The 22,234-nt window shown below is 32.3% G+C and carries 24 protein-coding genes and 2 tRNA genes; 19 read left to right on the top strand and 7 right to left on the bottom strand.

The window, feature by feature from the left end:
- The first annotated feature begins 142 nt into the window (after nt 1-142).
- The 12 genes from argH to QI155_RS01385 are packed head-to-tail and all read left to right on the top strand — an operon-like array spanning nt 143 to nt 12,032.
- Nucleotides 143-1,522, top strand: a complete 1,380-nt coding sequence (gene argH / locus QI155_RS01440; protein WP_068860785.1) for an argininosuccinate lyase — start codon at nt 143-145, stop codon at nt 1,520-1,522.
- Entirely contained in the window at nt 1,519-2,763 is a 1,245-nt protein-coding gene (locus QI155_RS01435) for a fibronectin type III domain-containing protein (RefSeq protein WP_281320970.1), read from the top strand. Before argH ends, QI155_RS01435 begins: the two co-directional genes overlap by 4 nt.
- The gene (gene hypE, locus QI155_RS01430; RefSeq protein WP_068859138.1) at nt 2,756-3,754 is read left to right on the top strand and encodes a hydrogenase expression/formation protein HypE; all 999 of its coding nucleotides are present in this window, start codon (nt 2,756-2,758) and stop codon (nt 3,752-3,754) included. The genes QI155_RS01435 and hypE overlap by 8 nt, the downstream gene beginning before the upstream one ends.
- Nucleotides 3,755-3,770: 16 nt before the next feature.
- Complete coding sequence (locus QI155_RS01425; protein WP_068859134.1) at nt 3,771-4,814, top strand: peptidylprolyl isomerase; 1,044 nt, start codon at nt 3,771-3,773, stop codon at nt 4,812-4,814.
- Nucleotides 4,815-4,817: 3 nt separating this feature from the next.
- Entirely contained in the window at nt 4,818-5,552 is a 735-nt protein-coding gene (locus QI155_RS01420) for a pseudouridine synthase (RefSeq protein ID WP_068859131.1), read from the top strand.
- A 12-nt stretch (nt 5,553-5,564) separates the two neighbouring features.
- Entirely contained in the window at nt 5,565-6,716 is a 1,152-nt protein-coding gene (locus tag QI155_RS01415) for an ABC transporter substrate-binding protein (RefSeq protein ID WP_068859128.1), read from the top strand.
- An 8-nt stretch (nt 6,717-6,724) separates the two neighbouring features.
- On the top strand, nt 6,725-7,612 hold the full coding sequence (locus QI155_RS01410) for a branched-chain amino acid ABC transporter permease (protein WP_068859126.1): 888 nt from the start codon (nt 6,725-6,727) through the stop codon (nt 7,610-7,612).
- Nucleotide 7,613: 1 nt separating this feature from the next.
- Complete coding sequence (locus tag QI155_RS01405; protein ID WP_068859123.1) at nt 7,614-8,549, top strand: branched-chain amino acid ABC transporter permease; 936 nt, start codon at nt 7,614-7,616, stop codon at nt 8,547-8,549.
- Nucleotides 8,534-9,307 carry an ABC transporter ATP-binding protein gene (locus QI155_RS01400; protein WP_068859121.1) on the top strand — a complete coding sequence of 258 codons (774 nt, stop codon included), beginning with the start codon at nt 8,534-8,536 and terminating at the stop codon, nt 9,305-9,307. The genes QI155_RS01405 and QI155_RS01400 overlap by 16 nt, the downstream gene beginning before the upstream one ends.
- The gene (locus QI155_RS01395) at nt 9,308-10,048 is read left to right on the top strand and encodes an ABC transporter ATP-binding protein (RefSeq protein WP_068859118.1); all 741 of its coding nucleotides are present in this window, start codon (nt 9,308-9,310) and stop codon (nt 10,046-10,048) included.
- An 11-nt stretch (nt 10,049-10,059) separates the two neighbouring features.
- The gene (locus QI155_RS01390) at nt 10,060-11,355 is read left to right on the top strand and encodes a phenylacetate--CoA ligase (RefSeq protein ID WP_068859116.1); all 1,296 of its coding nucleotides are present in this window, start codon (nt 10,060-10,062) and stop codon (nt 11,353-11,355) included.
- Nucleotides 11,356-11,366: 11 nt separating this feature from the next.
- Nucleotides 11,367-12,032: a Crp/Fnr family transcriptional regulator gene (locus QI155_RS01385; RefSeq protein WP_068859113.1), complete on the top strand. Its 666-nt coding sequence runs from the start codon at nt 11,367-11,369 to the stop codon at nt 12,030-12,032.
- Nucleotides 12,033-12,141: 109 nt separating this feature from the next.
- On the opposite strand, the gene QI155_RS01380 is transcribed toward QI155_RS01385, so the two are convergent.
- A tRNA-Ala gene (locus tag QI155_RS01380) sits at nt 12,142-12,214 on the bottom strand.
- 102 nt (nt 12,215-12,316) lie between these two features.
- On the opposite strand from QI155_RS01380, the gene QI155_RS01375 reads away from it, so the two are divergent.
- Genes QI155_RS01375 through QI155_RS01365 form a run of 3 tightly spaced genes read left to right on the top strand, consistent with a single transcriptional unit; the run spans nt 12,317 to nt 14,641 of the window.
- Entirely contained in the window at nt 12,317-13,630 is a 1,314-nt protein-coding gene (locus QI155_RS01375) for a tetratricopeptide repeat protein (RefSeq protein ID WP_281320969.1), read from the top strand.
- Nucleotides 13,627-14,220, top strand: a complete 594-nt coding sequence (locus QI155_RS01370) for an RNA ligase partner protein (protein ID WP_281320968.1) — start codon at nt 13,627-13,629, stop codon at nt 14,218-14,220. The genes QI155_RS01375 and QI155_RS01370 overlap by 4 nt, the downstream gene beginning before the upstream one ends.
- Before the next feature lie 52 nt (nt 14,221-14,272).
- Nucleotides 14,273-14,641, top strand: a complete 369-nt coding sequence (locus QI155_RS01365) for a DnaJ family domain-containing protein (protein ID WP_068859102.1) — start codon at nt 14,273-14,275, stop codon at nt 14,639-14,641.
- On the opposite strand, the gene QI155_RS01360 is transcribed toward QI155_RS01365, so the two are convergent.
- A tRNA-Ser gene (locus tag QI155_RS01360) sits at nt 14,642-14,728 on the bottom strand. It lies immediately after the preceding gene.
- 138 nt (nt 14,729-14,866) lie between these two features.
- Between QI155_RS01360 and mnmA the strand changes: the two genes are divergently transcribed.
- A complete protein-coding gene (gene mnmA / locus QI155_RS01355; RefSeq protein ID WP_068859100.1) occupies nt 14,867-15,889 on the top strand; it encodes a tRNA 2-thiouridine(34) synthase MnmA in 1,023 nt (340 codons plus the stop codon).
- Here mnmA and argC read toward each other — a convergent pair.
- The 4 genes from argC to QI155_RS01335 form a co-directional block, all read right to left on the bottom strand.
- Nucleotides 15,864-16,904, bottom strand: coding sequence for an N-acetyl-gamma-glutamyl-phosphate reductase (gene argC / locus QI155_RS01350; RefSeq protein WP_068859097.1), 1,041 nt, complete (start codon nt 16,902-16,904; stop codon nt 15,864-15,866). The two genes, mnmA and argC, sit on opposite strands and share 26 nt — an antisense overlap.
- Before the next feature lies 1 nt (nt 16,905).
- Complete coding sequence (rpsI, locus tag QI155_RS01345) at nt 16,906-17,292, bottom strand: 30S ribosomal protein S9 (RefSeq protein WP_068859094.1); 387 nt, start codon at nt 17,290-17,292, stop codon at nt 16,906-16,908.
- A gap of 17 nt (nt 17,293-17,309) precedes the next feature.
- On the bottom strand, nt 17,310-17,741 hold the full coding sequence (gene rplM, locus QI155_RS01340) for a 50S ribosomal protein L13 (protein ID WP_068859091.1): 432 nt from the start codon (nt 17,739-17,741) through the stop codon (nt 17,310-17,312).
- A gap of 128 nt (nt 17,742-17,869) precedes the next feature.
- The gene (locus tag QI155_RS01335) at nt 17,870-18,460 is read right to left on the bottom strand and encodes a YdcF family protein (RefSeq protein ID WP_281320967.1); all 591 of its coding nucleotides are present in this window, start codon (nt 18,458-18,460) and stop codon (nt 17,870-17,872) included.
- Nucleotides 18,461-18,643: 183 nt separating this feature from the next.
- On the opposite strand from QI155_RS01335, the gene panC reads away from it, so the two are divergent.
- The gene (panC, locus tag QI155_RS01330; protein ID WP_068859088.1) at nt 18,644-19,489 is read left to right on the top strand and encodes a pantoate--beta-alanine ligase; all 846 of its coding nucleotides are present in this window, start codon (nt 18,644-18,646) and stop codon (nt 19,487-19,489) included.
- Here panC and QI155_RS01325 read toward each other — a convergent pair.
- Complete coding sequence (locus QI155_RS01325) at nt 19,479-20,561, bottom strand: HD domain-containing phosphohydrolase (RefSeq protein WP_254045431.1); 1,083 nt, start codon at nt 20,559-20,561, stop codon at nt 19,479-19,481. The two genes, panC and QI155_RS01325, sit on opposite strands and share 11 nt — an antisense overlap.
- 2 nt (nt 20,562-20,563) lie before the next feature.
- On the opposite strand from QI155_RS01325, the gene dtd reads away from it, so the two are divergent.
- Entirely contained in the window at nt 20,564-21,004 is a 441-nt protein-coding gene (gene dtd / locus QI155_RS01320; protein ID WP_068859083.1) for a D-aminoacyl-tRNA deacylase, read from the top strand.
- Between the two features lie 3 nt (nt 21,005-21,007).
- On the top strand, nt 21,008-22,219 hold the full coding sequence (locus QI155_RS01315) for a CCA tRNA nucleotidyltransferase (RefSeq protein ID WP_068859080.1): 1,212 nt from the start codon (nt 21,008-21,010) through the stop codon (nt 22,217-22,219).
- The last annotated feature ends 15 nt before the right edge of the window (nt 22,220-22,234 follow it).

Genomic DNA, 22,234 nt, shown 5'->3' with positions numbered 1-22,234 from the left:
GGCTCAGAATGACAAAAAAAGAGGAACAGAATGACAAAAAAAGAGGAACAGAATGACATGGAAAACCTCAGAATGAGGAGAAAAGAGACTTCAGAGGTTATCATCACAAAACAAAAGAGCGACAAATAAAGGTATAGGAACAATGAAAAAGCCATGGGGTGGAAGATTTAAGGAAAAAACAGCAAAAACACTGGAAAAATTCTCAGAGTCAGTATCCTTTGACCAGAGATTATGGCAGGAAGATATTGAAGGAAGTATTGTCCATGCAAAGATGCTTAATAAACAAGGAATAATAAATGATAAAGAGTTCAAGTTAATATCAAAGGGGCTTAAAGAAATAGCAAAGGAAATAGCGGAGGGAAAATTTCAGTTTAAAACAGAGCTTGAAGATGTTCACATGAACATTGAAAAAGCACTTATTGAGAAAATAGGTTCAGCAGGTGCTCGTCTACATACAGCCCGTTCAAGAAATGATCAGGTTGCAACTGATCTGAGGCTATATTTAAGAAAAAAAGTTACTGAAATCAATGGACTTCTTACAGAGTTTGAAAAAACAATTATTAATATTGCACAAAAACATATTGATATAATCATGCCCGGATATACACATATGCAGAAAGCTCAGCCTGTGCTTCTTGCTCATCATCTTTTAGCCTATGCATGGATGTTTGAAAGAGACAGAAGTAGACTCACAGAGGCTTTAAAGAGAATAAATCAATGTCCCCTTGGAGCCTGTGCAATAGCAGGAACGTCACTTCCAATTGACAGAGACTACACAGCTAAAGAACTTGGAATGGAAAGAGTAATCCCAAACAGTATGGATGCTGTCTCTGACAGAGATTTTGTTCTTGATGTTCTTTACTGTGGAGCAATGATAATGATGCATCTTAGTAGACTCTCTGAAGAACTCATAATATGGTCAACTGATGAATTTGGATACATAGAGCTTCCTGATAAATTTTCAACGGGTTCAAGTATGATGCCTCAGAAAAAAAATCCTGACTCAGCTGAACTCATAAGAGGAAAAACAGGAAGAGTTTATGGGAATCTTATTTCTCTTTTAACAACAATGAAAGCTCTTCCTTTAACTTACAACAGAGATATGCAGGAAGACAAAGAGCCAGTTTTTGATACCTGCGATACAGTTATTATGAGCCTTAAAATTATGATAGAAATGCTTCCTCAGGTAAAATTCAACGTTGATAAAATGAAAGCATCGCTAAAAACAGGGTTTCTTACAGCAACAGACCTTGCAGAATATCTTGTAAAAAAAGGAGTCCCTTTCAGGATTGCCCATGAAATTGTAGGCAAAATTGTACTTTACTGTATTGAAAAAGGTAAAAATCTTTCAGAACTTGAAATAAAAGAATTCAAAAAATTCTCAGATAAAATTGATGAAAATGTTTATGAAATTTTAACTCCGGAAGGCTCAATAACTGCAAAACAATCCTATGGAAGCACCGCAAAGAAGTTTGTGAAAGAACAAATAATAATACTAAAAAAATCATTAGGAATGAAATGAAAACATATAAAATTAAGCCTCAGCGAAGAATCTCATCCATCTACAATCAAGGAGGAACCCCTTCGGCAAAGCCTCAGGTTGACAGAAGGAATAGTCATTCCTTCGAAGAGTCTATCCTGAGTAAACTCAAAGGACTCAAGACAAGGGCACCCAAAAAGGCTCACGACTTTTTGGAGACCCCGACAGCATCTAATCAACCTTTCTGTCATTCAAAGCCTCCTATATATCATTCTGAGCCATCTCTGTATCATTCTGATTCGCCTTTATGTCATTCTGAGCCGAAGGCGAAGAATCTCCTCCTTATTATCGTTTTACTTTTACTCTTTCTTTCTGGATGTGGGAAGAAAATGGATCCCACCATTGAAGATTATCTTCAACCAGAGCCTGTTCAAAAAATTACAATTAATGCTTATTATGATAAAATTCAGGTTTCCTGGAGTTATCCAGAAAAAAATAAATCTAAACTTGGAAGTTTTCTGTTAGAGAGGCTAAATAATGGTCAGGTAAAATCTCTTGGATTTTTTAGCCCAGAAGAAACTTCCTTTGAAGATAAAGAATTTGCTTTCGGTGAAACATATAAATACAGAATTTTTGCAATAAACAAAAAAGGAATTTACAGCAAACCTATAGAAAATTCTATAACTACCAAAAAACTTCCAGAAGTTACGGGGCTACAATATAAAATTACCCATGATGGAGTTTTACTTTCATGGAAATCAGAAAACTCTGTAATGTATAACATTTACAAAATAAAAAAAGAAGGTAGTGCCTCAAAAATTGGTTTTACAGAAAAAAACTATTTCTTAGTTGAAGAAACTTTCAAAAATCTTCTTAAGCCTACAGATTCGAACCTAAAGTCTCAATTTTTAATTTATTTTGTTACTCCATACATATCTGAGCCTAATATCTACATTGAAGGCAAAGGAACTGAAATTAAAGTCCCTCTTTATGATTTTATTCCATCCAAACCAGAAGAAGTGTTCTTTACAGTAAATGAGAATGGTGTTTACATATCATGGAAAGAAGTTCCTGAGAAATGGGTTAATATATACAAAGTTTATAGGAAAATAGAAGTTGATTCGGATTTTATATTAATTGGGGAAACAATGATTCCTTTATTTTTTGATGCTGAGTATAATATTAATAACTTAAAAAAGCCTATTTTTTATAAAATTTCCTCTGAAGGTCCTTTACAAGAAAGTGAACCAGTAGAAATAAAAGTGGAGGTAAGTCATGGATAGAATTCTTCTTGGCCATGGAAGTGGTGGGAAATTAATGCATGACCTTATAAAAAAATATATTGCTCCTGTGTTTGAGCTTCCCACCCTCATGGATTCAGCAATAGTTAATATTAATCATTCAGGTAAAATAGCCATAACTACTGATTCCTATACAGTTTCACCGATTTTTTTCCCTGGCGGTGATATTGGTGACCTTGCAATAAATGGAACTGTGAATGATCTTTCGGTTGTCGGTGCTATACCTCTTTATTTAACAGTAGGATTTATTCTTGAAGAAGGCTTCCAAATTTCTGATTTTGAAAGAATTTTGAAAAGTATATCTAAATCAGCAAAGGAAGCAAATATAAAAATAGTTGCAGGAGATACAAAGGTTGTTGATAAAGGAAAAGGAGATGGAATTTTTATAAATACTTCAGGAATTGGTATAGTACCAGATGGAGTTGAGCTTTCACCTTTAAAAATAGAAGTAGGAGATAAGGTTTTGATAAGTGGTTCAATTGGAAATCATGGAATTGCTGTTATGGCAGAAAGAAATGGTTTTACCTTTGAACCTCCTGTGCTAAGTGATACAAGACCATTAAACGGAATTATAAATGAAATAATGAAAAATTTTGCTTCAGCAATAAAAATAATGCGAGACCCAACCCGTGGAGGAGTTGCCACAACATTGAAAGAGCTTGCTGTGGATTCAGGAAAAGATATAACAATTTACGAAAATTCAATTCCAGTCCATGATACTGTCAAAGGAGCATGTGACCTTTTAGGACTTGACCCTCTATATGTTGCCAATGAAGGAATTTTTGTTGCAATAGTAGAATCTCAAAAAGCAGAAGAAATATTAGAATTAATAAAAAAACACCCCTTTGGGAAAGAATCTGCTATAATTGGAGAGATAACAGGAGGTGGAGGCAAAGTTTTACTTAAAACATCTATTGGAGGAACAAGATTGGTTGACATGCTTCCGGGAGAACAGTTACCAAGAATATGTTAAATTTAAGGAGATAAAGATGTTCAGGTTTATTCAAAATTATTCAAAATTGGTAAAAATTGCTGTTTTTCTTACTTTAATAACAACTTTATTATTTCAGTCTATCTTAGATTTTTCTAAAGAAGGAGAACCTTCCGCTTTGCCTCTCCCTCTTGTCTCTTTGGCATTTGCAGAAGAAAACAAATTCTTTGTTGACAAAGTGGTAGCGGTAGTAAATAAAGAAGTTATTACATGGAGTGAGCTTTATAAATTCATGGAATTCACCTTTAAAGATGAGTTAAAGGCATTAAATCCTGATGAAAAATTTAAATATTTTAAAAACCATGAACAGGAATTCCTTGAAAAATTAATTGATACAAAGCTTCAAATTGATGAAGCAGAAAGATATGGAATTTTTGTTGCTGAAAGTGAAATTGAGGGTGCTATCAAAGACATAAAGAACAAATATAACCTCACTGATGAAGCCTTCATAGAAACACTTAAAAAAGAAGGAATGACTCTAAATGATTACAGAAAAATGCTTAGGGAACAAATATTAATTGGTAGAGCATTAAATTCATTGGTAAGAAGCAAGATTATTATTACTGAAAAAGAGGTAAATAATTATATTGCTTCCCATCCAGAATTATCCTGTGATGAAGAAGGTTATTATGTAAGTCAAATATTCGTCAAGGCCAGGGAAAAAGAAGATGAAATGAAAAATATAATCAATGAAATTTTAAAAAGACTCATACAAGGTGAGTCCTTCAGCAAAGTGGCTTCTCAATTTAGTGAAGATGTTTCATCAAAATCAGGTGGTTCAATTGGACTTCTTAAGACAAGTGAGATTTCACCAGAACTTTTAAATCTCTTTTCAAAAATGAACATAGGTCAAATTAGTGAACCTATGATGACAGCAAATGGTATATACATTTTTAAACTTGATGGAAAATGTTTTAAAAGGGACTCAGAAGCTTTAAAAAACTATGTTCGAGCTCTGCTTGAAGAGGAAAAATTTAAGAAGGGTTATAAACTTTGGGTACGAAGTCTTAGACAAAAGGCATACATAGAGATTATGGATTAATATATGCTCGAAAGATTACAGAAAATATTATCAGAATATGGAATTGCATCCCGCAGAAAGGCAGAAGAATTAATTAAAGAGGGAAGAGTCACTGTAAACGGTCAAATTGCTCAACTTGGACAGAAAGCAGATCCTGAAAAAGATTATATTAAGGTTGACGGGAAGCTTCTTATAAAACCAGAGCCTAAAGTTTATTATGCTTTCTATAAACCAAGAAAAGTAATAACTTCCCTGATTGATCCCCAGGGAAGACCAACAATAAAAGATTTTATTAAAGGTATAAAGTTCAGAGTTTATCCAGTTGGTCGTCTTGATTTTGACTCAGAAGGACTACTTCTTCTTACCAATGATGGAGAACTTGCTTATCATGTTATGCATCCAAGTTCAGAAGTTGAAAAAACTTATCTTGTAAAGGTTGATGGTATCATTGAGTCAGAGACAATTGAAAAATTAAAAAAGGGTATAAAAATTGATGGTAAACTAGCTATACCAGTAAGCGTTAATCTTGTAAGAAAACTTAAAGCAAACTCATGGATAAGAATAACTCTTCATGAGGGGAGAAAAAGACAGATTCGTAAGATGCTTGAAAGAGTTGGTCATCCTGTAATAAGACTTATAAGAATCGCCATTGATGGAGTAAAATTGGGAGAACTAAAGCCAGGACAGTATAGATCCCTTACAAAGGAGGAAATAGAGGCTTTACATAAGAAGGTAAAAAGAATAGATAAAACAAAGTAAAAGGAGGATATCATGAAGTTTTTTGGGAAGTTATTATTAATTATTTTAGCTTTTATAATTTTATGGACCTCTCCATCTTATTGCAAAGAACCTTACAAAATTGGAGCTATTTTTTCAGTAACAGGTGCAGCCTCCTTTCTTGGTGAACCAGAAAAAAATACTGTGCTAATGCTTGTAGAACAGATTAATAAAGCTGGTGGCATTAATGGTCATCCCCTTGAAGTAATAATTGAAGATTCAAAAAGTGATGAAACTCAGGCTGTGCTTGCAGCTAAAAAATTAATTGAAAAAGACAAAGTCCTTGCCATTATTGGACCATCTACTACAGGAGAATCAATGGCAGTAATTCCTATTACAACATCTGCTCAAACTCCTCTTATTTCAGTTGCTGCTGGAGCAAGTATAACCCAACCTGTAAAAGAAAGATACTGGGTATTCAAAACTGCCCAGTATGATACAAGTGCAGTAGAGGCAATTTATACATACATGAAAAAGACGGGTATAAAAAAAGTTGGCATAATAACAATAACAACAAGTTTCGGTGATGCAGGTAGAAAAGCCCTTCTTGAATTAGCTCCAAAATTTGGCATATCTGTTGTAGCTGATGAAAGATATGGTCCTAAAGATACAGATATGACAACCCAGCTTGTAAAAATAAAATCTGCTGGAGCTCAAGCAGTTATAAACTGGTCTGTTGGACCTGGACAGGTCATAGTTACAAAAAACTGGCACGCCCTTAAAATGGGAATCCCTCTATTTCAGAGTCATGGATGGGGTAGCAAGAAAAATATTGAATTAGCAGGTAAGGCTGCAGAAGGAGTAATTGCTCCTCTTGGCAGACTTGTTATTTGGGATAAACTTCCTGATAAACATCCTCAAAAAGCTCTTTTGAAAAAATATGTTACTGATTATGAAGCTCGTTATAAGAGTGAACCAGGCACCTTTGGTGGCCATGCCTATGATGCATTGATGATTGTAGTAGATGCCCTGAAAAATGCAGGACCTGATAAGAAAAAAATCAGAGATTACATTGAAAATAAAATTAAAAACTGGCCTGGCACAGGAGGTATTTTTAATATGTCTCCTAATGACCACTGTGGACTTGATATGACAGCCTTTGAGATGGTTATTGTAAAAAATGGTGACTGGGAAATATTAAAATAATTACTTAAATGAGTTTATTACTACAATTTCTCTTTTCAGGACTTACAACAGGTTCTGTTTATGCTTTGGTTGGAATAGGATTTAATATAGTCTACAATTCCACCTCTATTCTGAATCTCGCTCAGGGAGAATTTGTTGTTATTGGCGGACTTATGATGTGGTTTTTTCTTGAAGGAATGAATTTACCCTTTGCCACTTCTGTAGCGCTAACTTTAACTGTAGCAGCTACTGTAGCTTTACTCATGGAGAGGCTTACTATTAAGCCTCTCCTTAAAAAAGGTGACCTCCTTCTTATGATAATGGTTACCATTGCTGTATCTATTCTAATTAGAGGACTTCTAATGTTTAAATTTGGTAAAGATCCTTACACATATCCACCTTTCACAGAGGGAGAACCATTAGTTATTTATGGCGCTGTCATAACCCAGCAGACTCTTTGGGTTATAGGAATTACTGCATTAAGTATTGTCATTCTTTATCTTTTCTTTAATAAAACAATGCTTGGACGAGCTATGAAAGCCTGTTCCCTTGATATAAAAGCAGCAAGGCTGATGGGGATTAATGTTTCAAACATGGTTATGCTCTCATTTATTATAAGTGGTCTTATTGGTGCAATTGGAGGAATAGCAATAACTCCTATATCACTTATGGAGTATGATAAAGGTGCTATGCTTTCTGTTAAAGGATTCTGTGCTGCTATAATGGGAGGACTTGGAAGAGGAAGAGGTGCAGTTGTTGGTGGATTTACTCTTGGAATACTGGAATCATTCACTGCAGGATATATTCATTCTGGCTTTAAAGATGCTGTAGCTCTTTTGATTATGCTGTTCATTCTCTTTTTTAGACCTGCTGGAATTTTTGGTAAAACTGAAACATTAAGATTAAGAAAATTTTAATATGGGTAAAGGTAATATACTTAGTCTTTTAATTTTAACTTTAGTAATTATTATATTCCCGATAGTAATCAAAGATACTTATCTTCATACAATAGGAATTTTTGCAGGGATAAATGCTTTAGTAGCAATTGGACTCACAATACTCATGGGATATGCTGGGCAAATATCTCTTGGACAGGCTGCTTTTTATGGAATCGGAGCTTATATTTCAGCTATATTGAGTTTGCATTTTGGACTACCCGTTATATTAAGCATTTTTTTAGCCCTTTTGGTTTCATCGACTGCTGCCATAATTCTTGCAATCCCTGCATTAAGACTTAAAGGACATTATCTGGCAGTTGCTACATTGGGATTTGGGGAGATAATCCATATTATACTTCATGAATGGGGACCAGGAGGACCTTCTGGTTTTGGAGATATTCCTAAAATGAATCTTTTTGGATATACCTTTACATCAACAAATGATTATTTTTATCTTGTCTGGATGTGTGTCGTAGTAATCATGATTTTCTCTTTAAATCTTATTAATTCTATGACAGGGAAAGCTCTTCAAGCTATGCATGGAAGTGAAATAGCAACTCAAACTGCTGGCATTAATTTGACAAAGCTAAAAATAAAAGTTTTTATCTTAAGTTCTATATATGCATCTTTAGCAGGAGCAATGTATGCCCATTATGTAACATTTTTAAGTCCGAGTAGTTTTTCACTTTTTCATTCTGTTTTGTTTTTGATGATGGTAGTAATTGGTGGAATATCTAACATATGGGGAGGTATAGTAGGTGCTCTTATTATAACAATTCTTCCAGAAGTATTAAGGGGATTTAAAGAGTTCGACATACTCCTTTATGGATTAATTTTAACACTATTTCTTCTTTTTATGAGAAAAGGCTTAGTACCCATGACTATAGACACATACAAAAGATGGATTCACAGATAACAATTAAAATAAAAAATATATCGAAAAGTTTTGGTGGACTTAAAGCTCTTGAAAATGTTAGTTTTTCAGTTAAAACTGGTCAAATCCATGCTCTTATTGGTCCAAATGGTGCGGGAAAAACAACTTTAATGAATATTATAAGTGGTTTAGAAACAGCGGATTCTGGAGAAATAATCTTTAATGATAAACCTATTAATAAACTTCCACCTGAGAAAAGAACAAAAATAGGCATTGCAAGAACCTTTCAAAATCTTGAATTATTTGGAGAAATGACAGTTTTAGAAAATGTTATGGTGGGAATGTATTTAAAATATGAAACAGGATTTATAAAATCTGGATTAATGTTAAACAGTGTTAGGAAAGTCCAAAAAGATATAATTACCAAAAGCCTTAATATACTTGATTATGTTGGACTTAATCATAGAAAAAACGAATATGCTAAAAATTTACCCGTAGGAGAACAAAGACTTCTTGAGATTGCAAGAGCTATTGCAGCAGATCCCATATTAATGCTTCTTGATGAACCAGCTGCAGGACTTAATATTAGAGAAACTAAAAATTTAAGCATTCTTATAAAAAATTTAAAAGAAGAAAAACAAATCACCTTACTCATTGTTGAACATGATATGGAACTGATTATGGGTATAAGTGATACAATAACTGTTCTAAACTTTGGAAAAGTTATTGCAGAGGGTGATCCCTTATCTATTCAGAAAAATCCTGATGTAATTACTGCCTATCTTGGTGAGGAAGATTGAATGCTTATACTTAAAAACATAGATGTTTATTATGGAAAACTTTACACGCTGAAAAAAATCTCTCTTCATATAAAAAAAGGCGAAATAGTAGCTTTAATTGGAAGTAATGGAGCAGGTAAAACCACTTTGCTTTCAACTATTTCAGGGCTTATCAAACCTTCTTCTGGAAGCATTATATACGAAGAAAGGGATATAACAAAAGAATCTACTGAAAATATTGTTAAAATGGGAATATCACAGGTTCCAGAAGGGCGTTTGATTTTTAAAACTCTTACAGTAGAGGAAAATCTTTTAATTGGAGGATATAGTAAATATAGTTTAAAAAAAAGAAAGGAAATTAAAGAGGAACTCGATAAAATTTATCATTTATTTCCAAAACTTAAGGAAAGAAAAAAACAACTTGCTGGGACTCTGTCTGGTGGAGAACAACAAATGCTTGCAATTGGAAGAGCCTTAATGTCAAAACCCAAACTTATTCTTCTTGATGAACCAAGTATGGGACTTGCTCCGAATATTATAAAGGAAGTTTTTCAGCATATTGTAGAGTTAAAAAGACTTTACGGGCTTACAGTTCTCCTTGTAGAACAAAACGCAAGAAGTGCTTTAAAAATAGCAAACAGAGGATATGTTATTGAAACTGGAAGAATTATTTTAGAAGGAACTGCCGAGGATTTGCTTTCTAACAAAGATGTGCAGAGAGCCTATCTTGGCAGAGACCTTGATGCAGAATTAAGAATTTAAAGGAGGTTACTATGATATGGGATAAAGAAAAAGAATGCATTGACAGAGAAGACCTTAAACAACTTCAACTTGAAAGGCTTCAATCAACTATCCACAGAGTTTACAGAAATGTGCCTTTTTACAGAAGAATGTTTGACAAACAAGGAATAGACCCTGATTCTTTCAGCAGTATTGAAGATATAAAAAAAATTCCCTTCACAACTAAAAATGATTTGAGAGAGAATTATCCCTATGGATTATTTGCTGTTCCATTAAGAGAGGTAGTAAGGATTCACACCTCTTCTGGTACGACTGGTATGCCTATTGTTGTTGGATATACAAGAGGTGATCTTAAAATATGGTCTGAACTTGTTGCACGGGTCCTTTCAGCTGGAGGAATTACAAAGGATGATGTAATACAAATTGCCTTTAACTATGGACTTTTTACAGGTGCCTTTGGTTTTCATTATGGAGCAGAAAAAATAGGAGCCTCAGTTATTCCCATATCAATTGAAAATCCTAAAAAACAAATAAAAATAATGCAGGACTATAAAACCACAGCCCTCATATCTACTCCATCTTATGCCCTTTTAATCGCCAATACAATACTTGAAATAGACATAAATCCTAATTCTCTATCCCTTAAATTCGGACTTTTTGGAGCTGAACCCTGGTCAGAAAGAATGCGTAAGGAAATTGAAGAAAAACTTAAAATAACAGCGACAGATAATTATGGATTAAGTGAAGTTATGGGACCTGGTGTAGCTGGAGAATGTTTGGAAAAAAACGGATTACACATAAATGAAGACCATTTTCTATTTGAAATAATAGATCCTCATACTCTTGAACCATTGGAAGAAGGGCAAACAGGGGAACTTGTTATAACAACTCTTACAAAAGAAGCGTTTCCTGTATTGAGATTTAGAACTGGTGACTTAACAAGATTTTTACCAGGACAATGTCCCTGTGGAAGAACCTTTAGAAGGATTGATCGGATTATGGGAAGAACAGACGATATGATAATTATAAGAGGTTTAAAAATTTTTCCCTCTCAGATAGAAGCTATTTTATATGAAATAGAAGGTAAACAACCAAATTATCAGATTATACTTGAAAGACAATCAGGAGTTGACAACATCACAATTTTACTTGAAGTAACAGAAGATATATTTTCCGATGTAATGAAGGAACAAAGCCAATTAATAAATATACTTAAAGATAGGCTTTCATCGGAATTTGGTTTATCCTTTAATGTAAAGCTCGCAGAAAAACGTTCCTTAGAAAAAGTAGATGGAAAATTAAAAAGAGTAATTGACAAGAGAAATTAGTTAAAAGCGCAATGCTCAAAGAAATATTTATTTTTAAGAACATTAATCAAAAAGATATAGAAATTCTACAAAGGAATCTAATTTCTTTCAAAACCAAAAAAAGAGATTTTATCTTTCATGAAGGACAAAAACCCGATTGGCTTTACATCCTCTTGAAAGGAAAAATAAAAATCTCAAAAATTGCCACAGATGGCAGAGAAGTAGTCCTTGAAATAATTAATGCACCTGATGTTTTTGGTGCTCTTGCAGTTATAAAAAACTTTCCCTATCCAGCAAATGCTATTGCCATGGAAGATTGTGAAATAGGAAAAATAAAAAGTAATATTTTTTTGCAGGTTCTGAAAGAATATCCCGAACTACACTCTGAAATTCTTCATCACGTAACAATGAGACTTAAATCAGGAATTGAAAATCTTCAGAAGATTGCCTTAGAGAATGTTTCTGCAAGAATTGCCTATCAGTTGCTTAAACTCGCAAATAAATATGGAGAGAAAACAAATGATGGAATTTTAATAAATTTAAAAATTACAAAACAGGAACTTGCTGAGTTAAGTGGAACAACAACAGAAACAGCAATCAGAATTATAAGTAAACTTAAACGATTAGGCTATATAACTGAACAAAATCGCAAAATTTTAATCAAGGACATCAGAGCCCTATCATCTCTCTTTAGCTAATTCTTTAAAATAATTATCCCAAAATTATCAATTTCACTTTACAACTTTCTTAAAAATACTAAGTTATATGTTAATAATTTTAACTTTTGAAAACCCTTGAAAAATCTAATGGAGCTGAGGGGAGTCGAACCCCCGACCTCTTGAATGCCATTCAAGCGCTCTCCCAACTGAGCTACAGCCCCGACTTATAAAATTAACATATTTATATATTTATTTGTCAATTAATATTAATTTTTCTATCTCTTTTGAGTTATAATTTAGAAAATAAAGCTGAGGGGTTTTTTATGGCGAAATTGTATATTTTCTTAATACTTATTTTTATAACAATTATTGGTTTATTTGCGGTTGAAAATAAGGAATCTATTATTTTAAAAATACCTTTTAGCTCTTACTATGAAATGTCTAAAATAGCCCTAATTCTGATTTCCGTCAGTTTCGGTGCTTTTTTTATTTTTATTGTTTTTTTTATAAGGGATACAGTTGGACTTATCAATAAAATTCAAACACAAAAAAGGCAGAAAAGAGAAGAAAAAATCAAAGAATATTATGCAAAGGCACTTAATGCAATTATGCGTGATAAAACTTCAGAAGCAAAAGAAGCTTTACAGGAAATATTAAACGAAGAACCAGAACATATTGATGCACTTATTAGATTGGGAGATATCGCAATAAAAGAAGAAGATTTCAAAACAGCCCTTAAATATTATAAAAAAGCCTATGAATTCGATCCCAAAAATATCATACCCCTTCTTTCACTTGAAGATATGATGGAAAAAATGAATGATAATGAGCTCGCATTAAAATATATAGATCAGATTTTAAGCATAGAGCCAGATAATTTATTAGCCCATTATAAAATGAGAAACATTCTTGAAAAAATGGAAAAATGGGAAGAGTTAATAAATATTCAGAAAAAAATTATTAAAATGGTATCTAATTCAAAAAAGTTGGAGGAAGAAAACAAATTAATTGGATATTCCTATGAATACGGAAGAGTAAACCTTGAACAAGGAAACTTAGAAAATGCTGAAAGAATTTTTTCAACTTTAATCAAATCCCATCCAAATTTTATTCCTTCCTATTTAGGCATGGTTGAAGTTTTAATCTCAAAGGGTGAATTAGAAGAGGCTATAAATTTAATTGAAAAAGCCTATTTTGAACATAAATCAAAAATTTTACTCATTAGACTTGAAGACTTACTTATAAGCATTGGCGATCCAAAAAGATTAATTCAGTCTTACATCAAAGCTATAAATGAATCTCCAAATGATAATGAACTTAAAATGCTACTTGGCAGATTATATTATCGTTTAGAAATGATTGATGATGCAATGGATATTTTAGACTCAATAGATACTGCTGTATATACAAACCCTAAACTTTATTGCATTAAAGGGTATCTTTATCTGAGAAGAAATCAAACTTTAAAAGCCCTCTCTTCATTTAAGGAATTATGCCCTGAAAACAGGATTTCCTCTATAAATTATAGTTGCAAAGTTTGCAAATCTCAATTTGAAGAATGGACAGGAAGATGTTCCAAATGTGGTGACTGGAATAGTTTTCAAGTAGATTTTAGAGGTTGTGAACTCATAAAATGATTTTTTCCTTTTTAAAAAAAAGAAGAAAAATAGTATTAGATACAAGTATTTTTGTAAATCCAGACGTAAGAAGTCCTTTCGGAAAAACTCCTGAAGAAGCTATAAATGAATTCTTAAATCTGGCGAAAAAAAGTCCATCTTTTGACTTTTATATGCCTTCTTCTGTAGTTAAAGAATTGTTTTATTTTATCGATGAAAAAAAACTTTCGAGGGACTTTTATTATCTAATAAGAATTAAATCACCTGATAAACATAGGATTTTATGTCCTGCTATATTTTTTTATGAACTTGTAGAGGAAATGAGAATAAGAATAAACAAAGGATTAAGATCTGCAGAACACGCAGTAAAGACCGTATCCCAAAAGGGCATTGAGGATACTATTAAAGATTTAAGAAAAAAATACAGAGAAGCTTTAAGAGAAGGAATTATCGACAGTAAAGAAGATGTTGATTTGATATTTTTATCTTTAGAAATAAAAGCAACTTTGATAACAGGTGATCAGGGACTTATTAAATGGGCTGACAAACTTGGTATAGAATGGATTATTCCCGAAAAATTTAAAGAATTTTTAATTTCTTCAATTAGGTAAAGAACCTACAAAAATTTGACTTTTTATAAAAATTTTCTGCCAATATAAATTAATGGATATATTTGAAAAAATAGCTGAAGAAAAAATTCGTGAAGCAATGGAACAGGGACTTTTTGATGACCTTCCAAACAAGGGAAAACCTCTGAAACTTGAAGACCTTAGCTGGGTACCTGAAGATTTAAGACTTGCTTATAAAATTCTTAAAAATGCAGGATGTATTCCTCCTGAGATGGAAATAAGAAAAGAAATAATAGATTTAAAGGAGCTTTTAAAAACAATAGATGATGACGAAGTAAGAATCAGAAAAATAAGAGAACTTAATTTTAAAATACTTAAACTCAATATTGGCAGAAAAACTCCCTTTTATCTTGAAGATTTTCCTGAATATGAAGAAAAAATAATTAAAAAATTTATCGGATGACGGAGAGGGAGGGATTCGAACCCTCGGTGAGTGTAAACCCACAGCGGTTTTCGAGACCGCCCCAATCGTCCACTCTGGCACCTCTCCAATAAAATTATAATACCACATAGAAGGAATTTTCTTCGCTATAAGGAGAATGTCCATATTATTAAGTTCTTAATTCCTTCCGATGAAACCTTAAGAGAATTTTTCAATTTTACGAACTCTCTCTGATACAATAAAAAAATGGAAAAAGTAGTTGTGGCAATGAGCGGAGGAGTTGATTCAGCTACTGTAGCCTATTTGCTACTTAAAGATAAAAGGGCTGTTGAAGGAGTATATTTTGTTCTTTATGATGACCCTGCCAATATTGAGCTTGCAAAGGAATCGGCAAAATTTCTCAATATCAAAATTCACATTGAAGACTTAAGAGAATCCTTCAAAAGCTATGTTGTAAATCCATTTTTTGAAGGTTACAAAAGTGGTTTAACGCCAAACCCTTGTATTCTTTGTAACAAATACATAAAATTTCCTGCCCTAAAAAATATAGCTGACAGATTAAATGCAAAATATTTTGCTACAGGACATTATGCAAGGATTTTAAGAAAAAATAAAAATTGCTATCTTGCAAAAGGAATTGACAGAAAAAAAGACCAGTCCTATTTTCTTTATGGAATAAAAAGGGATTTTCTTAAACAATTAATTTTTCCTATCGGAGAATATACAAAAGAACAGGTAAAGGAAATTGCTGAAAAAGCCAATATTCCTTCAAAGTCAGCAGAGGAAAGCGCAGAAGTTTGTTTTCTTAAAGAAAAAAGATACTATGAAATGCTTAAAACCTCATCCTATGGACCGATTATTTCCCTCTCAACAGGTAAAATTATTGGTCAACATAGAGGCATTCATCTTTATACAATAGGTCAGAGAAAAAGAATCGGTATTGCCTCGCCATATCCATTATACGTTGTAAAAATAGACCCAAACATTAATGCTATTTATGTGGATGGGAAAGATAAGGTTTTTATAAGAGAATTTTATGTGGAAGAACTAAATTGGCTTTATGATATAGAAAGCGATTTCAGATGTGAAGTTAAAATTCGTTATGCCATGAATCCTGAAAAAGCTACCGTCACTGTAATGGATAAAAAAGCTAAGGTTGTTTTTGACGAGCCTCAATTTGCACCAACACCCGGTCAGAGTGCTGTATTTTACAAAGATGATATAGTTTTAGGAGGAGGAATTATTAAGGAGACAGTGCAAGATTTTTAAGGGCTTTGGTTTCATCAATTCCAAACATAATGTTCATATTTTGTACAGCCTGTCCTGAAGCTCCCTTTACAAGGTTGTCTATTGCAGAGATAAGAATTAATCTCTTAGTTCTTGGATTACATACTGCCCCAATATAACAATAATTTGTTCCCTTTACATACTTAATACTTGGGACTTCACCCTCTGGCATAATTTGAATAAAGGGTTCATTCCCGTATTGTTCTATAAGTATTTCTATAGCATTTGCTGTTTTTAACTCTTTGTTCAGATTAGCATATATTGTTGAAAGAATCCCTCTGTTAAGAGGCAATAAATGGGTTGTAAAATCTATGGTTAATGAACTACCAGCAGCATAACTTAACTCCTGTTCAATCTCGGGGGTGTGTCTGTGTTTTGCCACATTGTATGCTCTAAAATCCTCATTTACTTCGCAGTAACTGAGAGCAATTTCAGCTTTTCTACCTGCTCCCGAGACTCCTGAACAGGAATTAGCAATAATAGTATGGGTATCTATCAAATTTCCTTTTAAAAAAGGATAAAGAGGAAGAATAACACTTGTTGGATAACAGCCAGGATTGGCTATAAGTTTTGCCTCTTTTATTCTATCTCTGTATATTTCAGGTAAACCATAAACTGCTTCTTTTAAAAGAGAGGGATAAAGATGTTCAGTTTTATACCACAATGAGTAGGCTTTTGCATCTTTTATTCTAAAATCTGCAGAAAGGTCTATTACTTTTTTACCATATTGAACAAGTTCTGAAGCTACTTGTTGAGATTTACCATGAGGAAGAGCAAGAAAATAAACATCAGCCCTGTCTTTTATAGCATCTACATTCAGATTTTCAAATTTTAAATCTTTATAAATAAAAAAAGCAGGGAAAAGGCTATTAACTGCCATCCCTGCTGATTTTTCAGAAGTTACTCCAACTACATTTACTTCATTGTGTCCTGCAAGGATCCTTAAAAGTTCTGCCCCTGTATAACCGCTTCCACCGCATATAAAAACTTTGAGCATTTTATCTCTTAGAGAACTGGAATCTCTTTCTTGCCTTTGGCTGACCGTATTTCTTTCTTTCTACTTCTCTTGGATCTCTGGTAAGAAGTCCTTCTTTTTTTAGTTTTGGCTTCAGATCAGGGTTGATACTTACAAGAGCTCTTGCAATTCCATGCCTTATCGCTCCAGCCTGCCCGCTTAATCCTCCACCGGTAACATTTACAATCGCATCGTATTTACCTGTCACACCAGCTACTTGAAAGGGTTGCATAAGAATCATTCTTAATGTTTCTCTCGGGAAATACTCTTCAATTGGCTTATTATTTACTGTAATTTTACCTGAACCGGGCAATAAAATAACTCTTGCAATTGATCTTTTTCTTCTTCCTGTGGCTAAATTCTCAGACATTACTTTCACCTCAAACTTTAATTTATTTTAAGAGGTTCAGGTTTCTGTGCAATGTGAGGATGATCTGAACCTCTGTAAACTTTTAATTTTTTTATCATCTTTCTTCCTAATCTTGTCTTGGGAAGCATTCCCCACACAGCATCAACAATAACTTCCTCTGGTTTTTTTTCTAATCTTTCTTTAAGAGTTTCTGCCTTTAGATTGCCGATATAACCAGTGTGATGATAATAAACTTTTTGATTTAATTTTTTCCCTGTTACTCTAATTTTTTCAGCATTCACAACCACAACAAAATCTCCATTATCTACGTTTGGAGTATAGTTGGGTTTGTTTTTACCCATTAATATTTTTGCAATTCTTGAAGCAAACCTTCCAAGAGTCTGGCCCTTAGCATCTAAAATCCACCACTTTCTGTTTACATCTTCTTTTTTAACAAAGACTGTTTTCATTTTTATACCCCACCTCAAATTAATTTATCAGTTAGACTTAAAATTATAAATTACCTTAAAATCTCTTACTTTGTCAAATTTTAAATCACTAAAATTTGTCAATATTTTTCATCTTTTTAATCTAACAATTATATCAGCAAAATTAAAAGGGCAATATATTCTCTTATTGCCTTTGCTGAATTTACAAAGGAACTAAATTTAGGTAAAAAACTGTATACTGTATAGTGTCCATCTCTTTTAAAATCAACTGGATATGGCACCACCTCAAATCCTTTATCATTAAAAAATATAACTGCCCTTTTCATATGATAGCCAGAAGTAACAAGTATAATTTTTCTGAAATCTTTTTCCTTACAAATTTTAGCTACATACTTAGCATTTTCTGATGTATCTCTGCTTTTGCTCTCTTCTATTATGAATTTTTCATTAACTCCCAATTCCTTTAAAATCCTTGCCATTATCTTAACTTCACCTGTTTTACCTTCTGTATTCCCTCCTGAAAGAATTATGGGAGTTTTTATTTTCTTATACAACATATACCCTTCTAACAGGCGATTAACAGTATCCTCTTTTAAAGAGCCAGAATTGTAAACACCTCCTCCAAGAATAATAATTACATCACCTTTTAATTCCGAAGGTTGAAAATAGAATTTTTCTAAAGGTGTAATTAAAAAATCTTTTACTGGTTCAATTGAAATTGAATAAATAAAAAAAGCCATAAAAATTGATATAAAACGCAATAATTTATGCTTTTTCACTAAAATAAAAATCATAAGAAATATAACTATAAAAAACCCAGGAGGCAAAATAAGTGAAGTGGCTAATTTTTTGAGAAAAAACATAAAATAAATATATCATAAAATAATTTCTTTCAAAAAACTAATTTATAGGGAGACGAAGGGATGGAAATAATAAGAGTACCTAAAATGATGAGAGAGATAACCAAAAATTTAAAAATAAAAAGCAAGACTATTGGTTTTGTTCCTACAATGGGAGCTCTCCATGAAGGACATTTGTCTTTAATAAAAAGGGCAAAGGAAGAAAATGATATTACTGTAGTAAGTATTTTTGTAAATCCTATCCAGTTTGCTCCTGGTGAAGATTATGAAAAATATCCTCGTGATATTGATAAAGACTGCGAAAAACTAAAAAATATAGAAATAGACTATTTATTTTTACCTGATGTTAATTCTTTATATCCTAATGGTTACAGTACCTATATTAATGTTGAAAATCTAAGTGATAAATTATGTGGGAAGTTCAGACCGGGTCATTTTCGTGGAGTTGCAACCATTGTTTGTAAACTTTTCAACATAGTAAATCCAAATAGAGCCTATTTCGGTCAAAAAGACTATCAACAAACTTTAATTATAAAAAAAATGGTAGAAGATTTAAACATTGATGTGGAAATCATAGTATGTCCTACTATAAGGGATCAGGATGGATTAGCAATGAGTTCAAGAAACAGTTATTTGAATGAAATTGAAAGAAAATCTGCCACAGTTATATATAAATGTCTAAAAGAGGGAGAAAAACTTTTAAAAGCAAAAATTAATCCATTAGAGGTTTCCGAGAGAATTCAAAATCTTTTGAAAAAAGAACCTCTTATAAAAGAAATTCAGTATGCTGGGGTTTTCGATCCCTTTACTCTTAATGAATTAAAAGAATTGAAAGATGTCTGTTTAATTGCTATTGCAGTTAAAATTGGAGACACAAGACTTATAGATAATTTATTAGTTAATCTTTAAATGTTTCCTTAATCTTTATGAAATCTGAAATATTATTTATGAAAAGATCAAAAATATCAGGATCAAAATGAGTACCTCTGCCATTTTTCATGATATTTAAAGTAGATTCAACACTGAAGGCAGGTCTATATACTCTATCTGAGGTCATTGCATCAAAAACATCACATATTGCAACAATTCTTGCATAAAGATGAATATCCTTTCCTTTAAGTCCATAAGGATATCCTGTCCCATCCCATTTTTCATGATGCTGTTCTGCTATTATTCTCCCAGCTTTTAAAGTTAAAAATCTTGGGTCGGATTCTAAAATTTTTGCTCCAATAGTTGTGTGAAGTTTTATTATTTCAAACTCTTCTGGTGTAAGAGGACCAGGTTTTTTTAAAATATTATCTGGTATCCCTATTTTACCTACATCATGTAAAGGAGCAGCATAAAGAAGAAGGGCTTGCTCTTCCTCAGACAATCCATATAACTTTCCTAATAGCTGAGCATAGAAACTTATTCTTTTAATATGGGCGCCTGTTTCTTCATCTCTAAATTCAGAAATCATACCAAACTTAATAACCATTTCATATTCAGCTTCCCTTGCAAGTTCTAAAGCTATTCTTAATTCCTGAGTCTTTTTCATTACCTCTTTTTGAAGGACCTCATTTATGTCTTTAATTAAATCATTGTATTTTTTTACTTTGAGATTATTCATAATTCTTAATTTAAGTTCTTCGGAATCAAAGGGTTTCCCAATAAAATCTGAAGCACCCATGTTCAAAGCTCTTTTTCTTTCATTTTCATCACCTGACAGAATAATTACAGGAATCAGAGAAGTCTGAGGGTCAGATTTTAAGTACTCTAAAACTTCCATACCTGACATTTTTGGCATTCTAATATCAAGCACAATAACATCAGGACTCTGTTTTTTAAGAATTTCCATTGCTTCTAATCCATCTGAGGCTGTAAGGACAATGATGTTGGGTACATTTGAAAAAATTGCACTGATTAATTCAAGATTAACCTCTTCATCGTCAACCACTAATATTGTAGAGACTTCCTCAAACATTGTATGATATATTAGCATAAATGATAGCATTAATCCAAAGAGTAAGTAAAGCAGATGTAAAAGTTAATGGCAAAATTATATCAGAAATTAAAAAAGGTATTGTTGTATTTTTAGGAATTGAGAGAGGAGATAATAAAAAGGACATAGATTATATTGTTAAAAAAATTATAAACTTGAGAATTTTTGAAGACTCCCGTGGAAAAATGAATCTTTCAGTTGTAGATGTAAATGGAGAAATACTAATTGTATCAGAATTTACTCTTGCGGGAGACTGTAGTCGAGGAAACAGACCTTCCTTTGATAAAGCAATGCCTCCAGAGGAAGCAGAAAAAATATATGTAGAATTTATTGAATCTTTAAAAGAAAAAGGAGTTCCAGTAAAAGAGGGAATATTCAGAAAATTTATGCATGTCTGCCTTATCAATGAAGGACCTGTAACTTTTATTATAAATTCGAGGTGAGACATGTTTGATAAATTTAAAGAAAATCCCTATTTCAAAGAAGTTTCAAATTTTTTAATATCAAAAAAACTCTTTCATAATTCCTATCTGGTCGGAGGGACGATTAGAGATTTACTTCTTAAAAAAGAAATAAAAGATTTAGATTTTGCAATTAATGCTGAGACTATTGAACTTGCAAGGGAGTTTTCAAAAACAGTTGGAGGAAGTTTTGTTTTACTTGATGAAAATTTTTCAATTGGTAGAGTTGTAAAAGACAATGTAACTATAGATTTTTCTCAATTAAGAGGAGATTCAATTGAAACTGATTTAAGTGAGAGAGACTTCACTATAAATGCAATGGCTGTTCCCTTATCTATGGATAAAATTATTGATCCCTTTGAGGGAATGAGAGATATAAAAAATAAAATAATAAGGATGGTAAATGAAGAAAATCTTAAGACAGACCCACTCAGAGTACTGAGAGCTTATAGATTTCATGCTACATTAGAATTCGAAATTGAAGAAAAAACAAGGGAGGCTTTAAAAAAATATGCCCCTTTAATGAAAATTACAGCAAAAGAAAGAGTAAAGGAAGAACTCTGGAAGATTTTTTCTGTTGAAAGAAGCTATAAAACCGTAAAATTAATCATAGAAGATGATATCTTTAGAAGTATATTCAAAACTTCAGATTATCTGCCGTTAAAACCTCATATAGAAGCTTTAAAGATAGCAGAAGAACTGTTAATTAATTCAAAAAGAGAGATAAAACATTTAAACTGTTTTAAATTTGTAACTTTGTTTGATTTTCATTCCTCAGATTTATTAAAAAATATTAAACCTTCGAGGAAAGAACAAAAATTTTGCGAAGCTTTAATTAAAGCTGGCACAAGAATAAAAAAAATTGAAACTTTGCTTGACAAAGTTAGATTTATCAAAGATTTTGAGCATATTCTACAACCTGCCCTGATATACGGAATGAGCAAAGATCCTCTTGGTACTTCAAGAAAATGGTTCTATGAAGAGATTGAGGACTTTTATAAAAAGGTTTATTTAAGAAACAAGAAAAAACTCCCGCTAATAAAGGGTGATGATCTTATTAATCTTGGATTTGAACCATCTCCTCTAATAGGGGAGATATTACAAAGAATAGAAATCCTTATATTAGCAGGTAAAATTTCTACAAAGGAACAGGCAGTAGAAGAAATAAAGAAACATTATTTCAAAAAAGATCTTTAAAAGTCTATAAATTAA

The organism is Thermodesulfovibrio sp. 1176, from assembly GCF_029946585.1.
Classification (GTDB): Bacteria; Nitrospirota; Thermodesulfovibrionia; order Thermodesulfovibrionales; family Thermodesulfovibrionaceae; genus Thermodesulfovibrio.
This window is presented reverse-complemented; position numbering and strand designations above follow the sequence as displayed.